The organism is Nocardioides sp. YJ-D4, assembly GCF_054031495.1.
In genome coordinates this window covers 4700537-4715707 of sequence record NZ_CM132932.1, presented here as the reverse complement: position 1 = coordinate 4715707, position 15171 = coordinate 4700537, and the positions used below count along the sequence as shown (strand labels likewise).

19 protein-coding genes and 1 riboswitch are annotated in these 15171 nt (G+C 69.7%); of the genes, 12 read left to right on the top strand and 7 right to left on the bottom strand.

What is annotated here, in order from left to right; translation table 11 throughout:
• The first annotated feature begins 141 nt into the window (after window positions 1-141).
• The 5 genes from ACW14X_RS22600 to ACW14X_RS22580 all read left to right on the top strand — a co-directional run bounded on the left by ACW14X_RS22600 (window position 142) and on the right by ACW14X_RS22580 (window position 3081).
• Window positions 142-690 carry a hypothetical protein gene (locus ACW14X_RS22600; RefSeq protein WP_457163385.1) on the top strand — a complete coding sequence of 183 codons (549 nt, stop codon included), beginning with the start codon at window positions 142-144 and terminating at the stop codon, window positions 688-690.
• Between the two features lie 161 nt (window positions 691-851).
• Complete coding sequence (locus tag ACW14X_RS22595; RefSeq protein WP_160028116.1) at window positions 852-1181, top strand: PadR family transcriptional regulator; 330 nt, start codon at window positions 852-854, stop codon at window positions 1179-1181.
• Between the two features lie 3 nt (window positions 1182-1184).
• Window positions 1185-1556, top strand: a complete 372-nt coding sequence (locus ACW14X_RS22590; RefSeq protein ID WP_350840010.1) for a DUF1048 domain-containing protein — start codon at window positions 1185-1187, stop codon at window positions 1554-1556.
• A complete protein-coding gene (locus ACW14X_RS22585) occupies window positions 1553-2323 on the top strand; it encodes an ABC transporter ATP-binding protein (RefSeq protein WP_457163384.1) in 771 nt (256 codons plus the stop codon). Before ACW14X_RS22590 ends, ACW14X_RS22585 begins: the two co-directional genes overlap by 4 nt.
• Window positions 2320-3081 (top strand): ABC transporter permease, encoded by a 762-nt coding sequence (locus ACW14X_RS22580; RefSeq protein WP_457163383.1) that lies wholly within the window; start codon window positions 2320-2322, stop codon window positions 3079-3081. Before ACW14X_RS22585 ends, ACW14X_RS22580 begins: the two co-directional genes overlap by 4 nt.
• A 33-nt stretch (window positions 3082-3114) precedes the next feature.
• On the opposite strand, the gene ACW14X_RS22575 is transcribed toward ACW14X_RS22580, so the two are convergent.
• Together ACW14X_RS22575 and ACW14X_RS22570 are read right to left on the bottom strand one after the other, a co-directional pair.
• A complete protein-coding gene (locus ACW14X_RS22575) occupies window positions 3115-3903 on the bottom strand; it encodes a metallophosphoesterase family protein (RefSeq protein WP_457163382.1) in 789 nt (262 codons plus the stop codon).
• A gap of 49 nt (window positions 3904-3952) precedes the next feature.
• On the bottom strand, window positions 3953-4711 hold the full coding sequence (locus tag ACW14X_RS22570) for a DeoR/GlpR family DNA-binding transcription regulator (protein ID WP_160028108.1): 759 nt from the start codon (window positions 4709-4711) through the stop codon (window positions 3953-3955).
• Between the two features lie 30 nt (window positions 4712-4741).
• Between ACW14X_RS22570 and ACW14X_RS22565 the strand changes: the two genes are divergently transcribed.
• Window positions 4742-5941: an MFS transporter gene (locus ACW14X_RS22565; protein WP_457163381.1), complete on the top strand. Its 1200-nt coding sequence runs from the start codon at window positions 4742-4744 to the stop codon at window positions 5939-5941.
• Window positions 5938-6477, top strand: a complete 540-nt coding sequence (gene cobU / locus ACW14X_RS22560) for a bifunctional adenosylcobinamide kinase/adenosylcobinamide-phosphate guanylyltransferase (protein ID WP_457163380.1) — start codon at window positions 5938-5940, stop codon at window positions 6475-6477. Before ACW14X_RS22565 ends, cobU begins: the two co-directional genes overlap by 4 nt.
• On the opposite strand, the gene ACW14X_RS22555 is transcribed toward cobU, so the two are convergent.
• The 3 genes from ACW14X_RS22555 to ACW14X_RS22545 all read right to left on the bottom strand — a co-directional run bounded on the left by ACW14X_RS22555 (window position 6474) and on the right by ACW14X_RS22545 (window position 9197).
• Window positions 6474-7250, bottom strand: a complete 777-nt coding sequence (locus ACW14X_RS22555; RefSeq protein WP_457163379.1) for an adenosylcobinamide-GDP ribazoletransferase — start codon at window positions 7248-7250, stop codon at window positions 6474-6476. The genes cobU and ACW14X_RS22555 overlap by 4 nt on opposite strands.
• A complete protein-coding gene (gene cobT, locus ACW14X_RS22550) occupies window positions 7250-8299 on the bottom strand; it encodes a nicotinate-nucleotide--dimethylbenzimidazole phosphoribosyltransferase (RefSeq protein WP_457163378.1) in 1050 nt (349 codons plus the stop codon). Before cobT ends, ACW14X_RS22555 begins: the two co-directional genes overlap by 1 nt.
• Window positions 8300-8453: 154 nt before the next feature.
• Window positions 8454-9197 carry an IclR family transcriptional regulator gene (locus tag ACW14X_RS22545; RefSeq protein WP_457163377.1) on the bottom strand — a complete coding sequence of 248 codons (744 nt, stop codon included), beginning with the start codon at window positions 9195-9197 and terminating at the stop codon, window positions 8454-8456.
• 70 nt (window positions 9198-9267) lie between these two features.
• Here ACW14X_RS22545 and pcaH point away from each other — a divergent pair, with 70 nt between their 5' ends.
• Genes pcaH through pcaDC form a run of 4 tightly spaced genes read left to right on the top strand, consistent with a single transcriptional unit; the run spans window position 9268 to window position 13008 of the window.
• Complete coding sequence (gene pcaH / locus ACW14X_RS22540) at window positions 9268-10044, top strand: protocatechuate 3,4-dioxygenase subunit beta (RefSeq protein ID WP_457163376.1); 777 nt, start codon at window positions 9268-9270, stop codon at window positions 10042-10044.
• On the top strand, window positions 10041-10592 hold the full coding sequence (gene pcaG / locus ACW14X_RS22535; RefSeq protein ID WP_457163375.1) for a protocatechuate 3,4-dioxygenase subunit alpha: 552 nt from the start codon (window positions 10041-10043) through the stop codon (window positions 10590-10592). Before pcaH ends, pcaG begins: the two co-directional genes overlap by 4 nt.
• Window positions 10593-10600: 8 nt before the next feature.
• Window positions 10601-11860: a lyase family protein gene (locus ACW14X_RS22530; protein ID WP_457163374.1), complete on the top strand. Its 1260-nt coding sequence runs from the start codon at window positions 10601-10603 to the stop codon at window positions 11858-11860.
• Window positions 11857-13008 (top strand): bifunctional 3-oxoadipate enol-lactonase/4-carboxymuconolactone decarboxylase PcaDC, encoded by a 1152-nt coding sequence (pcaDC, locus tag ACW14X_RS22525; RefSeq protein ID WP_457163373.1) that lies wholly within the window; start codon window positions 11857-11859, stop codon window positions 13006-13008. The genes ACW14X_RS22530 and pcaDC overlap by 4 nt, the downstream gene beginning before the upstream one ends.
• Before the next feature lie 39 nt (window positions 13009-13047).
• Here pcaDC and ACW14X_RS22520 read toward each other — a convergent pair whose 3' ends face one another.
• Together ACW14X_RS22520 and ACW14X_RS22515 are read right to left on the bottom strand one after the other, a co-directional pair.
• Complete coding sequence (locus ACW14X_RS22520; RefSeq protein WP_457163372.1) at window positions 13048-13773, bottom strand: SRPBCC family protein; 726 nt, start codon at window positions 13771-13773, stop codon at window positions 13048-13050.
• The gene (locus tag ACW14X_RS22515) at window positions 13766-14386 is read right to left on the bottom strand and encodes an ArsR/SmtB family transcription factor (RefSeq protein ID WP_457163371.1); all 621 of its coding nucleotides are present in this window, start codon (window positions 14384-14386) and stop codon (window positions 13766-13768) included. Before ACW14X_RS22515 ends, ACW14X_RS22520 begins: the two co-directional genes overlap by 8 nt.
• A gap of 117 nt (window positions 14387-14503) precedes the next feature.
• On the opposite strand from ACW14X_RS22515, the gene ACW14X_RS22510 reads away from it, so the two are divergent.
• On the top strand, window positions 14504-15064 hold the full coding sequence (locus tag ACW14X_RS22510) for a GNAT family N-acetyltransferase (protein ID WP_457163370.1): 561 nt from the start codon (window positions 14504-14506) through the stop codon (window positions 15062-15064).
• A riboswitch (cobalamin riboswitch) is annotated at window positions 15060-15169 on the top strand. (Overlaps the previous gene by 5 nt.)
• Window positions 15170-15171 lie beyond the last annotated feature (2 nt).

Here is a 15171-nt window from a genome sequence, read left to right as displayed (position 1 = left end):
ATCGTCTGCCGTCGTTCGGGTCAGGTCTTCGCGCTGCTAGTGCTAGCGACTTCGAAGGGACTTACAAGAATGCCTTCTTGGGCTACTACGCCAAGGAGTAGGTATCGCCTGGCTGTCGCACTGTGTGCCACATCGTTCCTGATGACTGCTTGCAGTGGCGACTCGACACTGCTGGACACCGAGGCGCTCCCTCAGGTCGAAGAGACCGGGGATGGAACCAGGGGAGCCCCGGGAATCGGCTGGTGTGACGCACTTGGGTACTTGGAGACAGCGAAGCTGTCGACCGCCGAAGACGGGACCACCGGCGACCAGTACGTGCTCGAGAACGGGGATGTCGTCGGCGCCACCGTCTTCGTTCCCGGGGGCGGGAAATACCCCGATGCCGGGTCGATGCTCACTGCCATTGAGGAGGCTGTTGACGAGTGCACTGCCGATGCCGCCAAGGGCGAATACGGCGAGGCGACATCGGAGCCAATCAGCGGGCTTCCAGACGGAGCAGTGGGATTCAAGTTCACGAGTACGTCGTCAAACCCCGTTGAGGTTGGCAGCACCGCATTCGCGGAGGCGAGCGATGGACGCCTCGTCGGAGTCGGCGTGACGCACAGCGGGAGCGGCGAGGCATCCGTGGACGTGGCGGACCTACTCACCACGGCACTCGATCGCGTTGCCGAGGTGGACAGCAAGAGCTGAGCCCACCTGAGACGTGACCAGCGGCGCTGGTACGACGGTTGATCCCGTCGTACCAGCGCCGCTGGCATTTCTGCCTGCGATAAGGACTTGACCTTCGATCACTACTCAGCGCTACTATGTACCAGTAGTCAGCAACACTGAGTAGTGGAAGGAGGTGCCCGATGGGCAAGCAGATGACCGAGATGCTCAAGGGGACGCTGGAGGGGATCGTGTTGGCGTTCCTGACCGGCAACCCGGCGTACGGATACGAGATCACGACCTGGCTGCGGAGCCAGGGGTTCACCGAGATCGCCGAGGGCACGGTCTACGCGCTGCTGGTCCGGATCGAGAAGAACGGACTGGTGGACGTCGAGAAGCGGCCGTCCGAGAAGGGGCCGCCGCGGAAGGTCTACTCGCTCAACGCAGACGGCGAGAAGTACCTCGAAGAGTTCTGGACCACCTGGGGGTTCCTGGCCGAACGGCTGGAGAACCTCCGTACGGAAGGGAAGTAAGGCATGTCGATCCGATCAATGTTCGAGGCCGTCGTCGGCGAGCTCGAGCTGAAGAAGCGCTGGCGGCAGCTCAAGGCCCGCAAGCAGCAGCTTCCTGAGAACCACCGCAAGGCGCACGACGCGGTCGAGCGCTACCTGATGTACTCCGCCGGCATCGCCGACGGCGCGATCGTGACGGCGATGGCCGAGGACCTCCTCGAGCTCTTCGAGCAGGGCGCCGCCGACGGCACCCCGGTCAGCGCGATCGTCGGCGACGACCCGGTCGAGTTCGCCGAGGAGTTCGCCCGGAACTACTCCGAGGGCGCCTGGATCAAGAAGGAGCGCGCCCGGCTCAACGAGGCCATCGACAACATCAACGAGGAGGACGAGTCATGAGCGCGACAGCTGCCATCTCCGTACGAGGGTTGGAGAAATCCTACAAGGACAACCAGGTCCTGCGAGGGGTCGACTTCGAGGTGGCGCGGGGCACGATCTTCGCGCTGCTCGGGTCCAACGGAGCCGGAAAGACCACGGCCGTACGCATCCTCTCGACCCTCCTGAAACCTGATGGCGGCGCTGCGCTGGTCGAGGGTGCATCGGTGGTCGACGAGGCGCAGCGGGTGCGGGAGGCGATCTCGCTGACCGGCCAGTTCGCGGCGGTCGACGAGATCCTGACCGGGCGGGAGAACCTGATCCTGGTCGCGAAGCTGCGGCATCTCCCCTCCCCCGGCGACGTGGCCGACGGGCTGCTGAAGCGCTTCGACCTGGTCGATGCGGGCGACCGGAAGGTCGCGACGTACTCGGGTGGCATGCGACGGCGGCTGGACATCGCCATGTCGCTGATCGGCTCGCCGTCGGTGATCTTCCTCGACGAGCCGACGACCGGGCTGGACCCGGAGGCACGCCTGGAGGTGTGGCGGGTCGTTCGCGAGCTGACCGCGCAGGGCACGACCGTCCTGCTCACCACGCAGTATCTGGAGGAGGCCGAGCAACTCGCGGACCGGATCGCCATCCTGCACGGCGGCACGATCATCGCCAACGGCACGCTCGCCGAGCTCAAGGCGATGCTGCCGCCGGCGAAGGTCGAGTACGTCGAGAAGCAGCCGTCGCTGGAAGAAATTTTTCTTTCACTCACCGGCTCCACCAAGGGAGGACAGTCATGACCAAGCACGCTTTCGCCGATGCCGGCACCCTGCTGAGCCGCTCGCTGCGGCACATCACCCGCAGCCCGGACACGATCATCACCACCGCACTCACGCCGATCGCGATGATGCTGCTCTTCGTCTACGTGCTGGGCGGCGCGATCCGGACCGGCACCGACAACTACGTCAACTATGTGCTCCCCGGGATCATGGTCATGGCGATCGCCTCGGGCATCGCGTACACCGCACTTCGGCTCTTCACCGACATGAAGAGCGGGATCTTCGAGCGGTTCCAGTCGATGCCGATCGCCCGCTCAGCGGTGCTGTGGGCCCATGTCGGGACCTCGATGGTGGCCAACATGCTCACCCTTGTGATCATCGTGGGAGTCGCGTTCGTGATGGGGTTCCGCACCTCGGCGGACCTGGGCGCCTGGCTCGCGGTCGCCGGGATCCTGGCGCTGCTCACCCTGGCGCTGACCTGGCTCGCGGTCATCCCCGGGCTGGCGGCACAGACCATGGAGGGAGCCACCGGGTTCTCCTACCCGCTGATCTTCCTGCCGTTCATCAGCTCGGCGTTCGCGCCGACGGAGACGATGCCCGGCCCGGTGCGCGCCTTCGCCGAGAACCAGCCGGTCACCTCGATCGTCAACAGCATCCAGGCGCTCTTCGCGGGACAGCCGGTCGGTGACGACATCTGGGTCGCGCTGGCCTGGTGCGTGGGCATCCTGGTCGTCTCGTACGTCGCTGCCATGGCTGTCTACCGGCGCAAGATCAGTTGACGGCTTCAGGTTCAGGAGCGGTGAAGAGCCGATCTACCCCTTGCGGTGGTAGGTCGGCTGCTCGCCGTCCCTGAGGTTGCCCCGGTAGAAGCCCGTACGCAGCTCGTAGGTGTATTCCTCGACCTCGGGCATGCCGACCTCGGCGGCGTACGCGATCTCGGCCTCTGCGTCGTAGGGGACCCGGACCCACTGGATGCCGAACGGCGCCTCCTGGTCGCTGTCCATCACGCCCTCGAGGATGACGTAGACCGGGGTCGGGTCGCTCATGCAGTTGCCGACGCTGCCGGTGTTGAAGACCGTGCGCCGGTGCCGGTCGGTCTCGTAGTAGGGGTCGTGGGTGTCGGCGTAGCCGACGATGTCGGGCTCCGGCCGGTCGAAGCCGGTGGCCTCGGTGTTCTGGAACAGGCCCAGGAACTCCTGCTCGTCATGGTCGAACCTGACCCGGCGATGGACCGTCTCCTCGGAGGCGTGGAAGAGCCTGATCCGGCGGCCGCTCATCGTGAAGTCGTGGGAGAACGGGAGCGTACGCAGCCACTCGGCCTGCTCCCACGCCTGCAGCCGCCACCACATCAGCCCCACCGACTCGCGGCCGAAGTCGGGCTCGGGGGTGAGCAGGAAGTCCTCCCAGTTGCCGAGGATGTTGACCTCGCACCGCTCTCGGCAGATCTCGGCCACTTCTCGACCTCTCGGGCCCTTGCCGACGTAGTCGCCCAGGTTGAAGATCCTGGTGATTCCTCGTGCTTCGATGTCTGCGAGGACGGCTTCCAGGGCGGTGAGGTTGCCGTGTACGTCCGAGATCAGCGCGATGCGCTCTGGGGTCATGGACGAAAGGCTAAGGGGTCTCGGTGGGGCTGACGGGGGCCGGTCGAGCTCATCCGTTGTCGATGATCTCGATCCCGGCAATGGTCATCCACGTCTTGGCTTCGCTGGGGAGGTTCTGAGTCACGAGCGCATGGATTCGATCGGTCGGGCACGCAGTGAACGTCGCGGAGGTTCCGATCTTGTTTGCGGTCGAGACCGCGATGACGCGCTGCGCTGAGTCGATGATCGCCTTCTTGACATCGGCGTCGTGCGCGGAGGTTGCGGTCAGCCCGGCCTCCTCGTCCCAGGCGCAGACGCCGATCACGGCGTAGTCGGCTCGGAACTCGCGTATCTCGCGGATGGCCCGGTGCCCGGTCCAGGCGAGCTCGTCGAGGTCGAGCTCCCCTCCGGGGGTGATGATCCGTGCGCCGGGGCAGCTCCCCAGCGCTGATGCGGCGGGCACCGAGAGCACGAGTGCTGTGATGTCACGCCCAGCGAGCGCCTGCGTGACGGCGGCACAGGTCGTGCCGGTGTCGATGATTACGCTCGCGCCATCGGGGATCAGCGAAGCAGCGCTTGTGGCGATGGCGTGCTTCTGCTCGACCTCGCTGTCGATCCGCATGCTGTAGGGCAGTCGCGTGCCCCGTGCGGGCAGAGTGATCGCGCCTCCGTGGGTGCGGCGCAGCATCCCTTGACGTTCGAGTTCGGACAGGTCTCGTCGGATCGTCATCGTCGACGCCCCCGTTGCACGCGCCAGTTCTCCGACACGGGCACCACCCGACACTCGCACGGCATTGATGATCGTTTTAAGGCGAACCGAACGTTGCATGTGTTCGATTCAAGCGCGAGAGTGCCGGGCATGCAACAGTCACGGATCAATCGGCGAGCGCGCACGGCGACGATGGTTGCGTTCGCCACGAACGGGGCACTCCCCGCCACGTTGCTCGCCCGCTACGCCGAGGTCAAAGACACCCTGGGCGTCGATGCGGGCGTGTTCGGGCTCCTTGTCGCAGGGTTCATGATCGGCGCTGCCGGTGCTTTCCACATGCCAGGAGCGTTCCTCCGACGCTGGGGCAGCCGAAGGGTGACCTCCCTCGGCACCGTGTGGGTGGCTCTCGCGCTGCTGCTCGCCACCGTCGGTGTCGCGACCGGTGATCCTTGGGTGTTCATTGCCGGGCTGGTCTTGGCCGGGTACGGAGACGCCGTGGTCGATGTGGCGCAGAACTCCCAGGGCCTGCGCGTCCAGGAGGCCTACGGCCGCTCCTTGTTGTCCTCGATGCACGCAGGGTGGAGTATCGGCGCCGCCGCCGGAGGGCTCGTCGGTACGTTCGCAGCCTCGGCGGGAGTGCCGCTATCGATCCACCTCGGTGCATGGGGAGTTCTGTGCGGGATCGCGATGGCCTGGGCCGCACGTTCGTTCCTTCCCGATCGTGATGCCGGGACGGAGAACGAGAACGCATCCGGCTCTCTCGGGCGGCGTGCGTTGTGGCTGCTCATCCCGCTCGCGCTCGTCGCCCTGGCAGGGGTGGCGGTTGAGGATGTCGGCAACAACTGGTCAGCGGTGTTTCTCGCTGCCGAACGCGGCGTGCCCACGTCGATGGCGGGCATCGGGTTGAGCGTGCTCCTGGTAGCTCAGTTCGTCGGGCGCATCCTCGGCGATCGTTTCATCGATCGAGTCGGCAACAAGCCGGCAGTCGTCACCAGTCTGATCCTCATCGCGGGCGGACTCATCATGGTCGCGTGGAGTCCCTGGGTCGCGCTGACGCTGACAGGCTTCGCGCTGGCGGGTGTCGGCTGCGCGATCACAGTACCGCTCGCCTTCGCCGGTGCCGACGCGCTGCCAGGCCTCAAGGCCCACGCGGGCGTGACGTGGGTCAACTGGATCATGCGCGCAGCAACCATCGCGCTCACGCCTGCAATCGGGGGCATCACGACGCTGGCCTCGCTCCCGATCGCGATCACAGCAGCATCTCTCATCGCGTTCGTCGCGCTTGCCACGCAAGTTCGATCAGCGTCGCGAACTCCAAAGCCTGAAGACCGACCTACGCTTGCCCCGTGAAGGTTCTGGTGACAGGTGGCGTCCGGTCGGGGAAGTCGCGGCATGCGGAGTCGCTGCTCGCGGCCGCGCCTTCGGTGGCGTACGTCGCGCCGGGGCCGACGGTCGAGGAGGAGCCGGATCCTGACTGGGCCGCACGGCTGGCTTCGCATCGGGCTCGGCGGCCGGAGCGGTGGCGTACGGTCGAGTCGCGGGATCTCGCGGGGGCGCTGGCCGAGGGGCTGACCAACGGCGACGCGGTGATGGTGGACTGCTTGGGCACCTGGCTCACGGCCGTCATGGACTCCCATCAGCTGTGGGAGGCCACCTCGGAGGAGGCGACCGCGGCGGTCTCGGCGCTGGTCGAGGATGCAGCTGCAGTGCTGGAGCAGCACAACGGCGATGTCGTGCTGGTGACGAACGAGGTCGGCCTCGGAGTCGTACCGGCCCATCGCTCGGGCCGCCTCTTCCGCGACCTGCTCGGGCTGGTCAACCAGCAGCTGGCCGCGGCGTGCGACGAGGTGCATCTCGTCATCGCCGGACGGGTCCTGAAGCTCTAGCCGGTGCTCAGGGTGACCAGGATGGTCGCCAACGCCGCCTCGACGGCCGCACCGAAGACGTCGCCGGTCACTCCCCCGAACCGCTTGACGGCTCGGACCAGGATCAGCGCGACGACCAGCGCCGCGAGCACGGCGGCCGATGCACCTCGCCACCAGCCGATGCCGGCCCACCACGCGGCGGCCGCCAGCGCGGCGCCCGATGCCAGCCAGACAACGGCGGTGAGGAGCGGCGAGACGGTCTGGGTGAACGTGCGCCCGAGGCCGTCCTGGCGGGCGGGCCGCACGCCGCGTACGCAGCACAGCGACAGCGCCGCGCGCGACGCACAGACCGCGACAAGGGCGAGAAGAGCCAGGCGTACGCCACCTTCACCTCCCAGCACGGAGGCCAGCGCCGCCACCTGGAGACCGAGAACCAGGACGATCGCGGTGACGCCGGCGGGGCCGGAGGTGCCGGTCTTCATGACCGCCAGCGAGCGCTCGCGGTCGTAGGACGCCGCCATGCCGTCGACCGTGTCGGCGAGACCGTCGAGGTGGAGGGCCCGGTTGCCGGCGACCACGACGCCGATCGCAAGCAGGGCGGTGACCAGGTGCGGTAGCCCGGTGAGCTGCCCCAGGAGTGCGATAGCGGCTGCCCCCAGTGCGAGCGGCAACGCCGCCAGTGGCGCGACCGCCATCGCCATCGCGGCGCGACGGCGATCGACGTGCTCGGGAGGGGGCACGGGCATCGCGGTCAGCGTGCCGACCGCGAGACGCCAGGCGTCCCGCACGAGCATCAGGCAGGGTCTCCCGGCGCGAGCTCGGAGAGCAGGGCGACGTCGCGCAGCAGGGCGACGGCGCTGCGGACGACCGGCACGGCGGCGACGGCACCGGAGCCTTCGCCGAGGCGCAGGTCGAGGTCGAGCAGCGGCTCGAGGCCGAGCTTCTCCAGGGCCATCGACTGGGCGGGCTCGGTGGAGCGGTGGCCCGCGGCGTACCAGGTCGCGGCGCCGGGCTCGATCCGGTCGGCGGTGAGGGCACAGGCGACGCTCATCAGGCCATCGAGAAGGACCGGGGTGCCGCTTCGGGCCGCCTCGAGGAGGTAGCCGGTCGTCGCGGCCAGGTCGGCGCTGCCGAGTGCGGCGAGGGTCTCGACCGGGTCGCCGGCCCGCTCACCGGCGCGCTCGAGGGCCGCAGTGATGACGTCGGTCTTGGTCCGCAGCGCGTCGTCGCCGATGCCGGTCCCACGACCGGTGACCTCGCTCGCGGGCAGCCCGAGCCCGGCGGCCACCATCGCGGCCGCGGGGGTGGTGTTGCCGATGCCCATGTCGCCGCTGATCAGCAGCTGCGCACCGGCGGCGACCTCCTCGCGCGCCACCGCGGCGCCGGCCTCCAGCGCGGCCGTGGTCTCCTCGGCGGTGAGCGCGTCCTCGAGATGGATCGCGCCGCTCCCCCGCCGGATCTTGTGCTGGGTCAGCGCCTCCCGGGTGGCGGCGTCGAGGTCAGGGAACTCCTCGTCGACGCCGAGGTCGAGCACCCGGACCTGGACACCGTGCGCCTTCGCGAGCGCGCTGACTCCGGCCCGGCCGCCCAGGAACGTACGCACCATCGCGCCCGTGATCGCCGGCGGGAACGCCGAGACCCCGTGCTGGGCGACGCCGTGGTCACCGGCGAAGATCACCAGGCGTACGTTCTCGACCGGCCGCGGCGGCACCTCGCCCTGGCACGCGGCCACCCAGACCGCCAGCTCGCCCAGGCGGCCCAGGGCTCCCGGCGGCGTCGCCAGTGCTCCGAGGCGCTCGGCTGCCTGGTTGCGTACGTTGTCGTCTGGGGTCCGGATCGTCACCAGCGCAAGGTACCCCACGCTGCCGAGGCGTCACGCGCGCTGGTCGAGAAGTCACTACGGTCGGCCGAGACGTCAGGCCCGTCGGCCGAGGCGTCACGTGCTGCCAACTCGGCCGACGTACTTGACGTCTCGGCCGACGTAACTGACGTCTCGGCTATGGGAGGGCGCGGGAGACGCCTTGGGACGCGACCTTGAGCGCGGAGACAAGGCGGAGGCGGTTGCGGCGGAGGTCGGAGACGACGATGCCGAGGGAGCCGACGACGCCGGAGCCGGTGGTGATCGGGACGGCGACCGAGCAGGCGCCGAGGGTCATCTCCTCGGCGGTGGTCGCATAGCCCTCCGTGATCACCCGGTCGAGCTGGCGCCGCAGCAGGCCGGGGGTGGTGATGGTGTGGCGGGTGAACGGCTTGAGCGGGCCGGCGAGCACCTGGTTGCGTACGTCCTCGGGCGCGTGGGCCAGGAGCACCTTGCCGACGCCGGTGGAGTACATCGGCAGGCGCGAGCCGACCGAGGAGACGATGGGTACGTTGCGGGTGCCGCGGAGCGTCTCGAGGTAGAGCACGTGGTCGTCCTCGCGAACTGCCAGGTGGACCGTCTCCAGGGTCGCGCCATAGAGGTCGTGGAGGAACGGGGACGCGACCGAGCGCAGGTCCGTGGCCACCGGCGCGAGCAGGCCGGCGTCCCACAGCCGGCGGCCGACGGCGTACGTCCCGTCCTCCTCCCGCACCAGCGCACCCCACTCGACCAGCTCGGCGACCAGGCGGTGGGCGGTCGGGAGGGAGAGGTCCGCGCGGGCGGCGAGCTCGCTCAGCGTGAGCCGACGATGGCCGGCGTCGAAGGCGCCGATGAGACCGAGCACTCGGGAGGCGACGCTCCGGCCTCCGCTGCCTCCTGCCATCTCGCCCAACCTTTCGCTCAGCGGAAGTCCCTGCTTTCATCGTACGCCTCCGCCACCTAGCGTTCGGAGCGTGACAGCGCCCACCAAGAAACCACCAGTCGAGACTCAGGCCGACCTCTCGGCCGAGATCGAGAAGCTCGAGGCCGACTCCGCGGGCCAGAACGTACGTCAGCCGCTGCTGGACTACCCGCCCTACCGGTCCAGCATCCTGCGCCATCCGACCAAGGACCCGCGCCATGCCGACCCCGAGACCATCGAGCTGTGGGCGCCGTGCTTCGGGAACTCCGACGTGGACCCGCTCGAGGCCGACCTGACCATCGCCGGCAGCAACGAGCCGATCGGCGAGCGGATCACGGTCAGCGGCCGGGTGACCGACGGCGAGGGGCGCCCCGTGCGCAACCAGCTCGTCGAGATCTGGCAGGCCAACTCCGCCGGCCGCTACATCCACAAGCGCGAGCAGCACCCGGCGCCGCTCGACCCCAACTTCACCGGCGTCGGCCGCTGCATCACCGACTCCGAGGGGCGCTACCGGTTCCAGACGATCAAGCCCGGCCCCTACCCGTGGGGCAACCACATCAACGCCTGGCGGCCTGCGCACATCCACTTCTCCCTCTTCGGCCGTGCGTTCACGCAGCGGCTGATCACGCAGATGTACTTCCCCAGCGACCCGCTCTTCGCGCTCGACCCGATCTATCAGTCGATCACCGACCAGAAGGCGCGTGACGCCCTGGTGGCGAGGTACGACCACAACCTCTCCACCCCCGAGTACTCGATGGGCTACCACTGGGACATCGTCCTGACCGGCCCGAGCCGCACCTGGACCGAGCCCGAGGAGGGCGACCTGTGAGCACCCCCGACCGCCCGACTCCGGGGCAGACGATCGGCCCGTTCTTCGGCTACGCGCTCCCCTACGAGGGCGACGCCGACCTGGTCCCGCCCGGCAGCCCCGGCTCGATCCGGCTGCACGGCAAGGTCTACGACGGCGCCGGCAACCCGATCCCCGACGCCCTCCTCGAGATCTGGCAGACCGACGCCGAGGGCAACGTCCCGCAGGCCGAGGGGTCGCTGCACCGCGATGGCTGGACCTTCACCGGCTGGGGCCGCGCCGACACCGACCTGAACGGCCACTACACGTTCTCGACGGTGCTACCCGGGGCGTCCGAGGACGGCGCGGCGCCGTTCTTCGCGCTCACCGTCTTCGCCCGCGGTCTGCTCGACAAGCTGCACACCCGGATCTACCTGCCCGAGCACCCCGCCAACGCCGGCGACCCCCTGCTGGTGTCGCTGCCCGAGGACGAGCGTGCGACGCTGGTGGCAACCGCGGACGCAACCGGTTTGCGATTCGACATCCACCTCCAGGGCGACCGCGAGACCACCTTTCTCACCTACCGCTGAGGAGTCGAATGTCGCTGCTGTGGCCGGGCGAGGAGCGCGCCGGGGACCTCTTCTCCGAGACCGCCTACCTCGCCGCGATGGTGCGGGTCGAGGAAGCCTGGCTGGCCGCTCTCGCTTCCTCGGGAATCGCTCCGGAGGAAGCACGTACGCCGCTGGCCGGTCTGGTCTCCGCCGACGACGTCCCGGCGCTCGCCGAGGGCGCTGAGGCCGGGGGCAACCCGGTCATCGGGCTGGTGAAGCTGCTGCGTGGCCGGCTCGACGGCGAGGCTGCCCGGTGGCTCCACAAGGGCCTGACCAGCCAGGACGTGGTCGACACCGCGCTCGTGCTCTGTCTCGCCGACGTGCTCGACCGGGTCGAGGACGAGCTCGCCGCGCAGGCCGCCTCGCTGGTCGGTCTCGCCCGGGACAACCGCGCCACGGTGATGTCCGGCCGCACCCTGACCCAGCACGCGGTGCCGATCACCTTCGGGCTCAAGGCCGCGACCTGGCTCTCCGGCCTGGGCGATGCCGCCGAGGCCCTCCGGCGGACACGTACGTCACTGCCCGCCCAGATCGGTGGCGCGGCCGGCACCCTGGCGGCGGTCGCCGGCCTGGCCCGGCTCCGCGGTCTCGGCGATCCCGTGGCCGCCGCACAGGAAGCGGCCGACACCGCGGCGACCACGCTCGGCCTGACCGCGCGAACCCCCTGGCACACCAACCGCGACCCGCTGACGGCGGCCGCCGACGCGCTGGTCACCGCGGCCGACACCTGGGGCCGGATCGCCACCGACATCACCCTGCTGACCCGCCCGGAGATCGGCGAGCTCGCCGAGCCGGCCGGCGAGGGGCGGGGCGGTTCCTCGACCATGCCGCACAAGTCCAACCCGGTGCTCTCGGTCCTCATCCGTCGCCACGCGCTCGCCGCTCCCCCGCTGGCCGCGACTCTCCACACCGCCGCGGCGACGTACGTCGACGAACGTCCCGACGGCGCCTGGCACGTCGAGTGGGAGACCGTGGCGACCCTCGCCCGCCGCAGCGTCGTCGCGGCCTCGCAGACCACCGAGCTTCTCGCCGGGCTCCGCGTCGACGCGCCCCGGATGCGCGCCACGGCCGAGGCCGCGGGCGCGGATCTGCTGGCCGAGCAGCGGTCGCTGACCGGGTTCGTGGGTGGCGAGATCCTCGCCGGGACCGAGGCCGCCGCAGGGCTCGACGACTATCTCGGCGCCACCGACGCTCTCATCGACACCACCGTCGCCCGCGCCCACGAAATCTGGAAGGACCTACCATGACGCCGAGGATCACCCCTGTCGAGCTGGCCGGAGGCCCGAGCAGGCCGCTCCTGGTCGTCGGCCCGTCCCTCGGCACCTCGGTGACCGCGCTCTGGGCCGCCACCGCCGAGCTGCTCGCGGACAGCTTCCACGTCATCGGCTGGGAGCTCCCGGGCCACGGCCACGGTGCCCCCACCACCGAGGCGTTCTCCATGGCCGACCTCGCCGCGGGCGTGCTCGCCTGCGTCGACCGGGTCCTCACCGACCGCGGCGAGCGCCACGGCACCTTCGCCTACGCCGGCGACTCGGTCGGCGGGGCCGTCGGCCTCCAGCTCCTGCTCGACGCACCCAACCGGGTGAGCGCCGCGGTGCTCACCAACACCGGCGCCAAGATCGGCGAGCCCGATGGCTGGAACGACCGGGCGGCGACGGTCCGCAAGGCCGGCACCGCCTCACAGATCGCCGGCTCCACCCAGCGCTGGTTCGCCCCCGGCTTCCTCGAGCGCGAGCCCGCCCGGGGCGGCGCCCTGCTCCACTCGCTGCGCGACGCCGACGCGGAGAGCTATGCGCTGGTCTGCGATGCGCTGGCGGCGTACGACGTCCTCGGCCGGCTCGCCGAGATCGCCGCCCCGGTCCTGGCGATCGCGGGTGTCGACGACGCCCCGACCCCGCCGGCCTCGCTCGAGGAGATCGCCGTCGGGGTGCGCAACGGGCGCCTCGTCACCCTCGACGCCGTCGGCCACCTCGCTCCTGCCGAGGCACCCCACGCCGTCTCCAGCCTGGTCACTTCCCACGTGACGGCATCCGACCCGGCCTACGCGGCCGGGATGAACGTACGCCGCCAGGTGCTCGGCGACGCCCACGTCGACCGGGCCACCGCCGCGATCACCGACGTCAACCGCGACTACCAGGACCTGATCACGCGCTACGCCTGGGGCACGATCTGGACCCGCCCCGGCCTCGCCCGCCGGGACCGCTCGATCGGCGTGCTCACCGCCCTGGTCGCCGGGCGTCACTTCGAGGAGCTCGAGTTCCACCTCCGCGCCGCGCTCACGAACGGGCTGACCCGCGAGGAGATCATCGAGGTGCTCCTGCAGACCTCGATCTACGTCGGGGTACCGGCCGCCAACACCGCCTTCGCCGTCGCCAACCGGGTCCTGAACGAGTAGTCATCCCGCCGTCGACCAGCGGAGCGGAGAGACTGGGGATCACTCCCCCGTCCGGTGATCGGCCCACCAGCCGGACCACCTGGTGTCGAGCTGCGCGAAGTCGGCGTCCTCGAGGCCGTACGTGCTGAGGATGGCCATCGAACCACCGGCCGGGTCGGCGTCCGACGGCGCGGTGTCGGCGATCACCAGCAGGCCCTCGCCCCACGCGTCGACCGTCACGCCCAGCTGGCGTGCCGAGCGGAACCACACCTCGCCGGCCACGTCCTCGCCCGCGAGCGTCGCGGTGTAGCGGCTGCCCCGGTGCTGCCCGGCGACAGCGTCGAGGCCGAGCCGCTCGACGACAGTGCCCGAGTAGGTGCCGCGATCGGCGAAGAACAACGTGCGGCGCGTCAGTCCGGGCCGGCGCTCGAGCGCGAACCGAAGCTGATGCAGGAACGACGTCCAGCCCTCGGTGACGTCGTCGTAGTACGCGTCCCAGTCCGGGTTGCCGGACAACGGCGCGCGAGTCAGCGTGATTCGGACGCCGTCGCCGTCCGGCTGGATCTCGAACCTGTCGCCGCCGTTCGCGACCAGCGTGCGCCGGTCGGCGACCTCGACGATGTCGGTGAAGTAGATCGAGTCGATCTCGGCCTCGATCTCGTCCGTGTCCCAGCCGTGCCACTGTCGGATGGCGGCTGGGTCCCGTAATGACTGCCACGCGGCATCGGCCGACGCCGCCACGGTGACCTCGATATGCGGCGTCTCGCCTCTCTGGATGTCATTCATCACTCTGCTCCTGTTCGGACGGGTCGGTCACCGCTGCCGGGGCGGGATGCCCGCCGATGACCACGCGGTACTGCCGACCGGTCGGGCTGTCGAAACCCTCAGCCGTACGCCGCAGCGCTTCGGTCAGCTCCTCGGTGAATCTGTGCACGTCGGCGGCGTCGGCGAAGCGCACGGCGGCCTCGATCGTGAACGTGAGCAGGCGCTTGCCCTGCTCATCCGCCTTGACCTGCATGCGGGCCACGTCCCGCACCGTCGCTGCGGCGACCCCGACGAGGTGGTCGGCGGCGAACTGGTCCTGGATCCGCCCCGCGCTCTCAGCGGACTCGGGTCCTCGGCCCATCACTGACGGGTCGACCACGAACGCACCCGGCTTCGCCCGGACGATCCGCTCGACGAATCCCCGGCGCTGCCGCTCCTCGACCAGCTCCACCAGCCCGGCCGACTCGAGCGCCCGCAGATGGTAGTTCACCCGCTGGCGAGGCAGCTCGAGCACCGCAGCGAGCCGGGTGGCCGACGTGGGCTCCCGCAGGTGACCGAGCAGCTGCCGACGAATGGGCGACAGCGCCGCGGCCACCCGGTCCGGCTCGTCGACGTAGTTGATGCCGTTGCTCACAGCTCCAGGATGCAATTGACAAACTTATTTGTCAATTGGGTCGGTGAGGTCCACGCACGCCCGGATCGCCCCAGAAACCAGATGCCTGTGGCGTACGTCCTCACTAACGTCGCACCCATGCCGCAAGCCCGTCTGCGCACCGAGCGCCTCGACCTGGTCCCGCTGTCCGAGGAGCACCTGCCCCTCCTGGTCGAGCTCAACTCCGACCCGGTGGTGCTCCGCCATCTGTTCACCCGCGCGCTCCGGCCGGAGGAGACCGAGGAGCGGATGCACAAGTGGATCCGGGTGGCGAAGGAGGCCGAGGTGCTGGGCAAGTGGATCGGGTTCTCGGCCGGCGAGTTCGTCGGTCTCTACATGTTCGACCCGCCCGACAACCCGCCGCGCACCGATGCGGCCGAGCTCGGCTACCGGCTCCCGCAGCGCCACTGGCGCAAGGGGTTCGCGAAGGAAGGCTCGCTCGAGCTGCTCCGCCACGGGTTCGAGGACCTCGGGATCGATCGGGTGATCGCACAGACGATGGCCGTCAACGAGGCCTCCCGCGCGACCATGGTCTCTGTCGGGATGAGCTTCGTGCGCGGCTTCCAGCAGGACTGGGACGAGCCGCTCGCCGGTCACGCCGACGGCGAGGTCGAGTACGAGATCACCCGCGAGACCTGGCTCGAGCGCCGCGCGGGGTAGGCTGCGAGCACGCTCGTGGCGCAGGAACCCGGTGAGAGTCCGGGGCGGTTCCGCCACTGTGACGTCCGTACAGCTGCTGGGCACGGACACAGCCAGACACTGGCCGC

Bases quoted from the DNA above. Each gene is read 5' to 3' on its own strand.
- ACW14X_RS22575 (WP_457163382.1), bottom strand. From the start codon at position 3,903: ATGACCCCAGAGCGCATCGCGCTGATCTCGGACGTACACGGCAACCTC.
- pcaDC (WP_457163373.1), top strand. From the start codon at position 11,857: ATGACGCCGAGGATCACCCCTGTCGAGCTGGCCGGAGGCCCGAGCAGG.
- ACW14X_RS22570 (WP_160028108.1), bottom strand. From the start codon at position 4,711: ATGCAACGTTCGGTTCGCCTTAAAACGATCATCAATGCCGTGCGAGTG.
- ACW14X_RS22520 (WP_457163372.1), bottom strand. From the start codon at position 13,773: ATGAATGACATCCAGAGAGGCGAGACGCCGCATATCGAGGTCACCGTG.
- ACW14X_RS22510 (WP_457163370.1), top strand. From the start codon at position 14,504: ATGCCGCAAGCCCGTCTGCGCACCGAGCGCCTCGACCTGGTCCCGCTG.
- ACW14X_RS22545 (WP_457163377.1), bottom strand. From the start codon at position 9,197: ATGGCAGGAGGCAGCGGAGGCCGGAGCGTCGCCTCCCGAGTGCTCGGT.
- ACW14X_RS22590 (WP_350840010.1), top strand. From the start codon at position 1,185: ATGTCGATCCGATCAATGTTCGAGGCCGTCGTCGGCGAGCTCGAGCTG.
- ACW14X_RS22600 (WP_457163385.1), top strand. From the start codon at position 142: ATGACTGCTTGCAGTGGCGACTCGACACTGCTGGACACCGAGGCGCTC.
- ACW14X_RS22565 (WP_457163381.1), top strand. From the start codon at position 4,742: ATGCAACAGTCACGGATCAATCGGCGAGCGCGCACGGCGACGATGGTT.
- ACW14X_RS22580 (WP_457163383.1), top strand. From the start codon at position 2,320: ATGACCAAGCACGCTTTCGCCGATGCCGGCACCCTGCTGAGCCGCTCG.
- ACW14X_RS22595 (WP_160028116.1), top strand. From the start codon at position 852: ATGGGCAAGCAGATGACCGAGATGCTCAAGGGGACGCTGGAGGGGATC.
- ACW14X_RS22585 (WP_457163384.1), top strand. From the start codon at position 1,553: ATGAGCGCGACAGCTGCCATCTCCGTACGAGGGTTGGAGAAATCCTAC.
- ACW14X_RS22555 (WP_457163379.1), bottom strand. From the start codon at position 7,250: ATGCTCGTGCGGGACGCCTGGCGTCTCGCGGTCGGCACGCTGACCGCG.
- ACW14X_RS22530 (WP_457163374.1), top strand. From the start codon at position 10,601: ATGTCGCTGCTGTGGCCGGGCGAGGAGCGCGCCGGGGACCTCTTCTCC.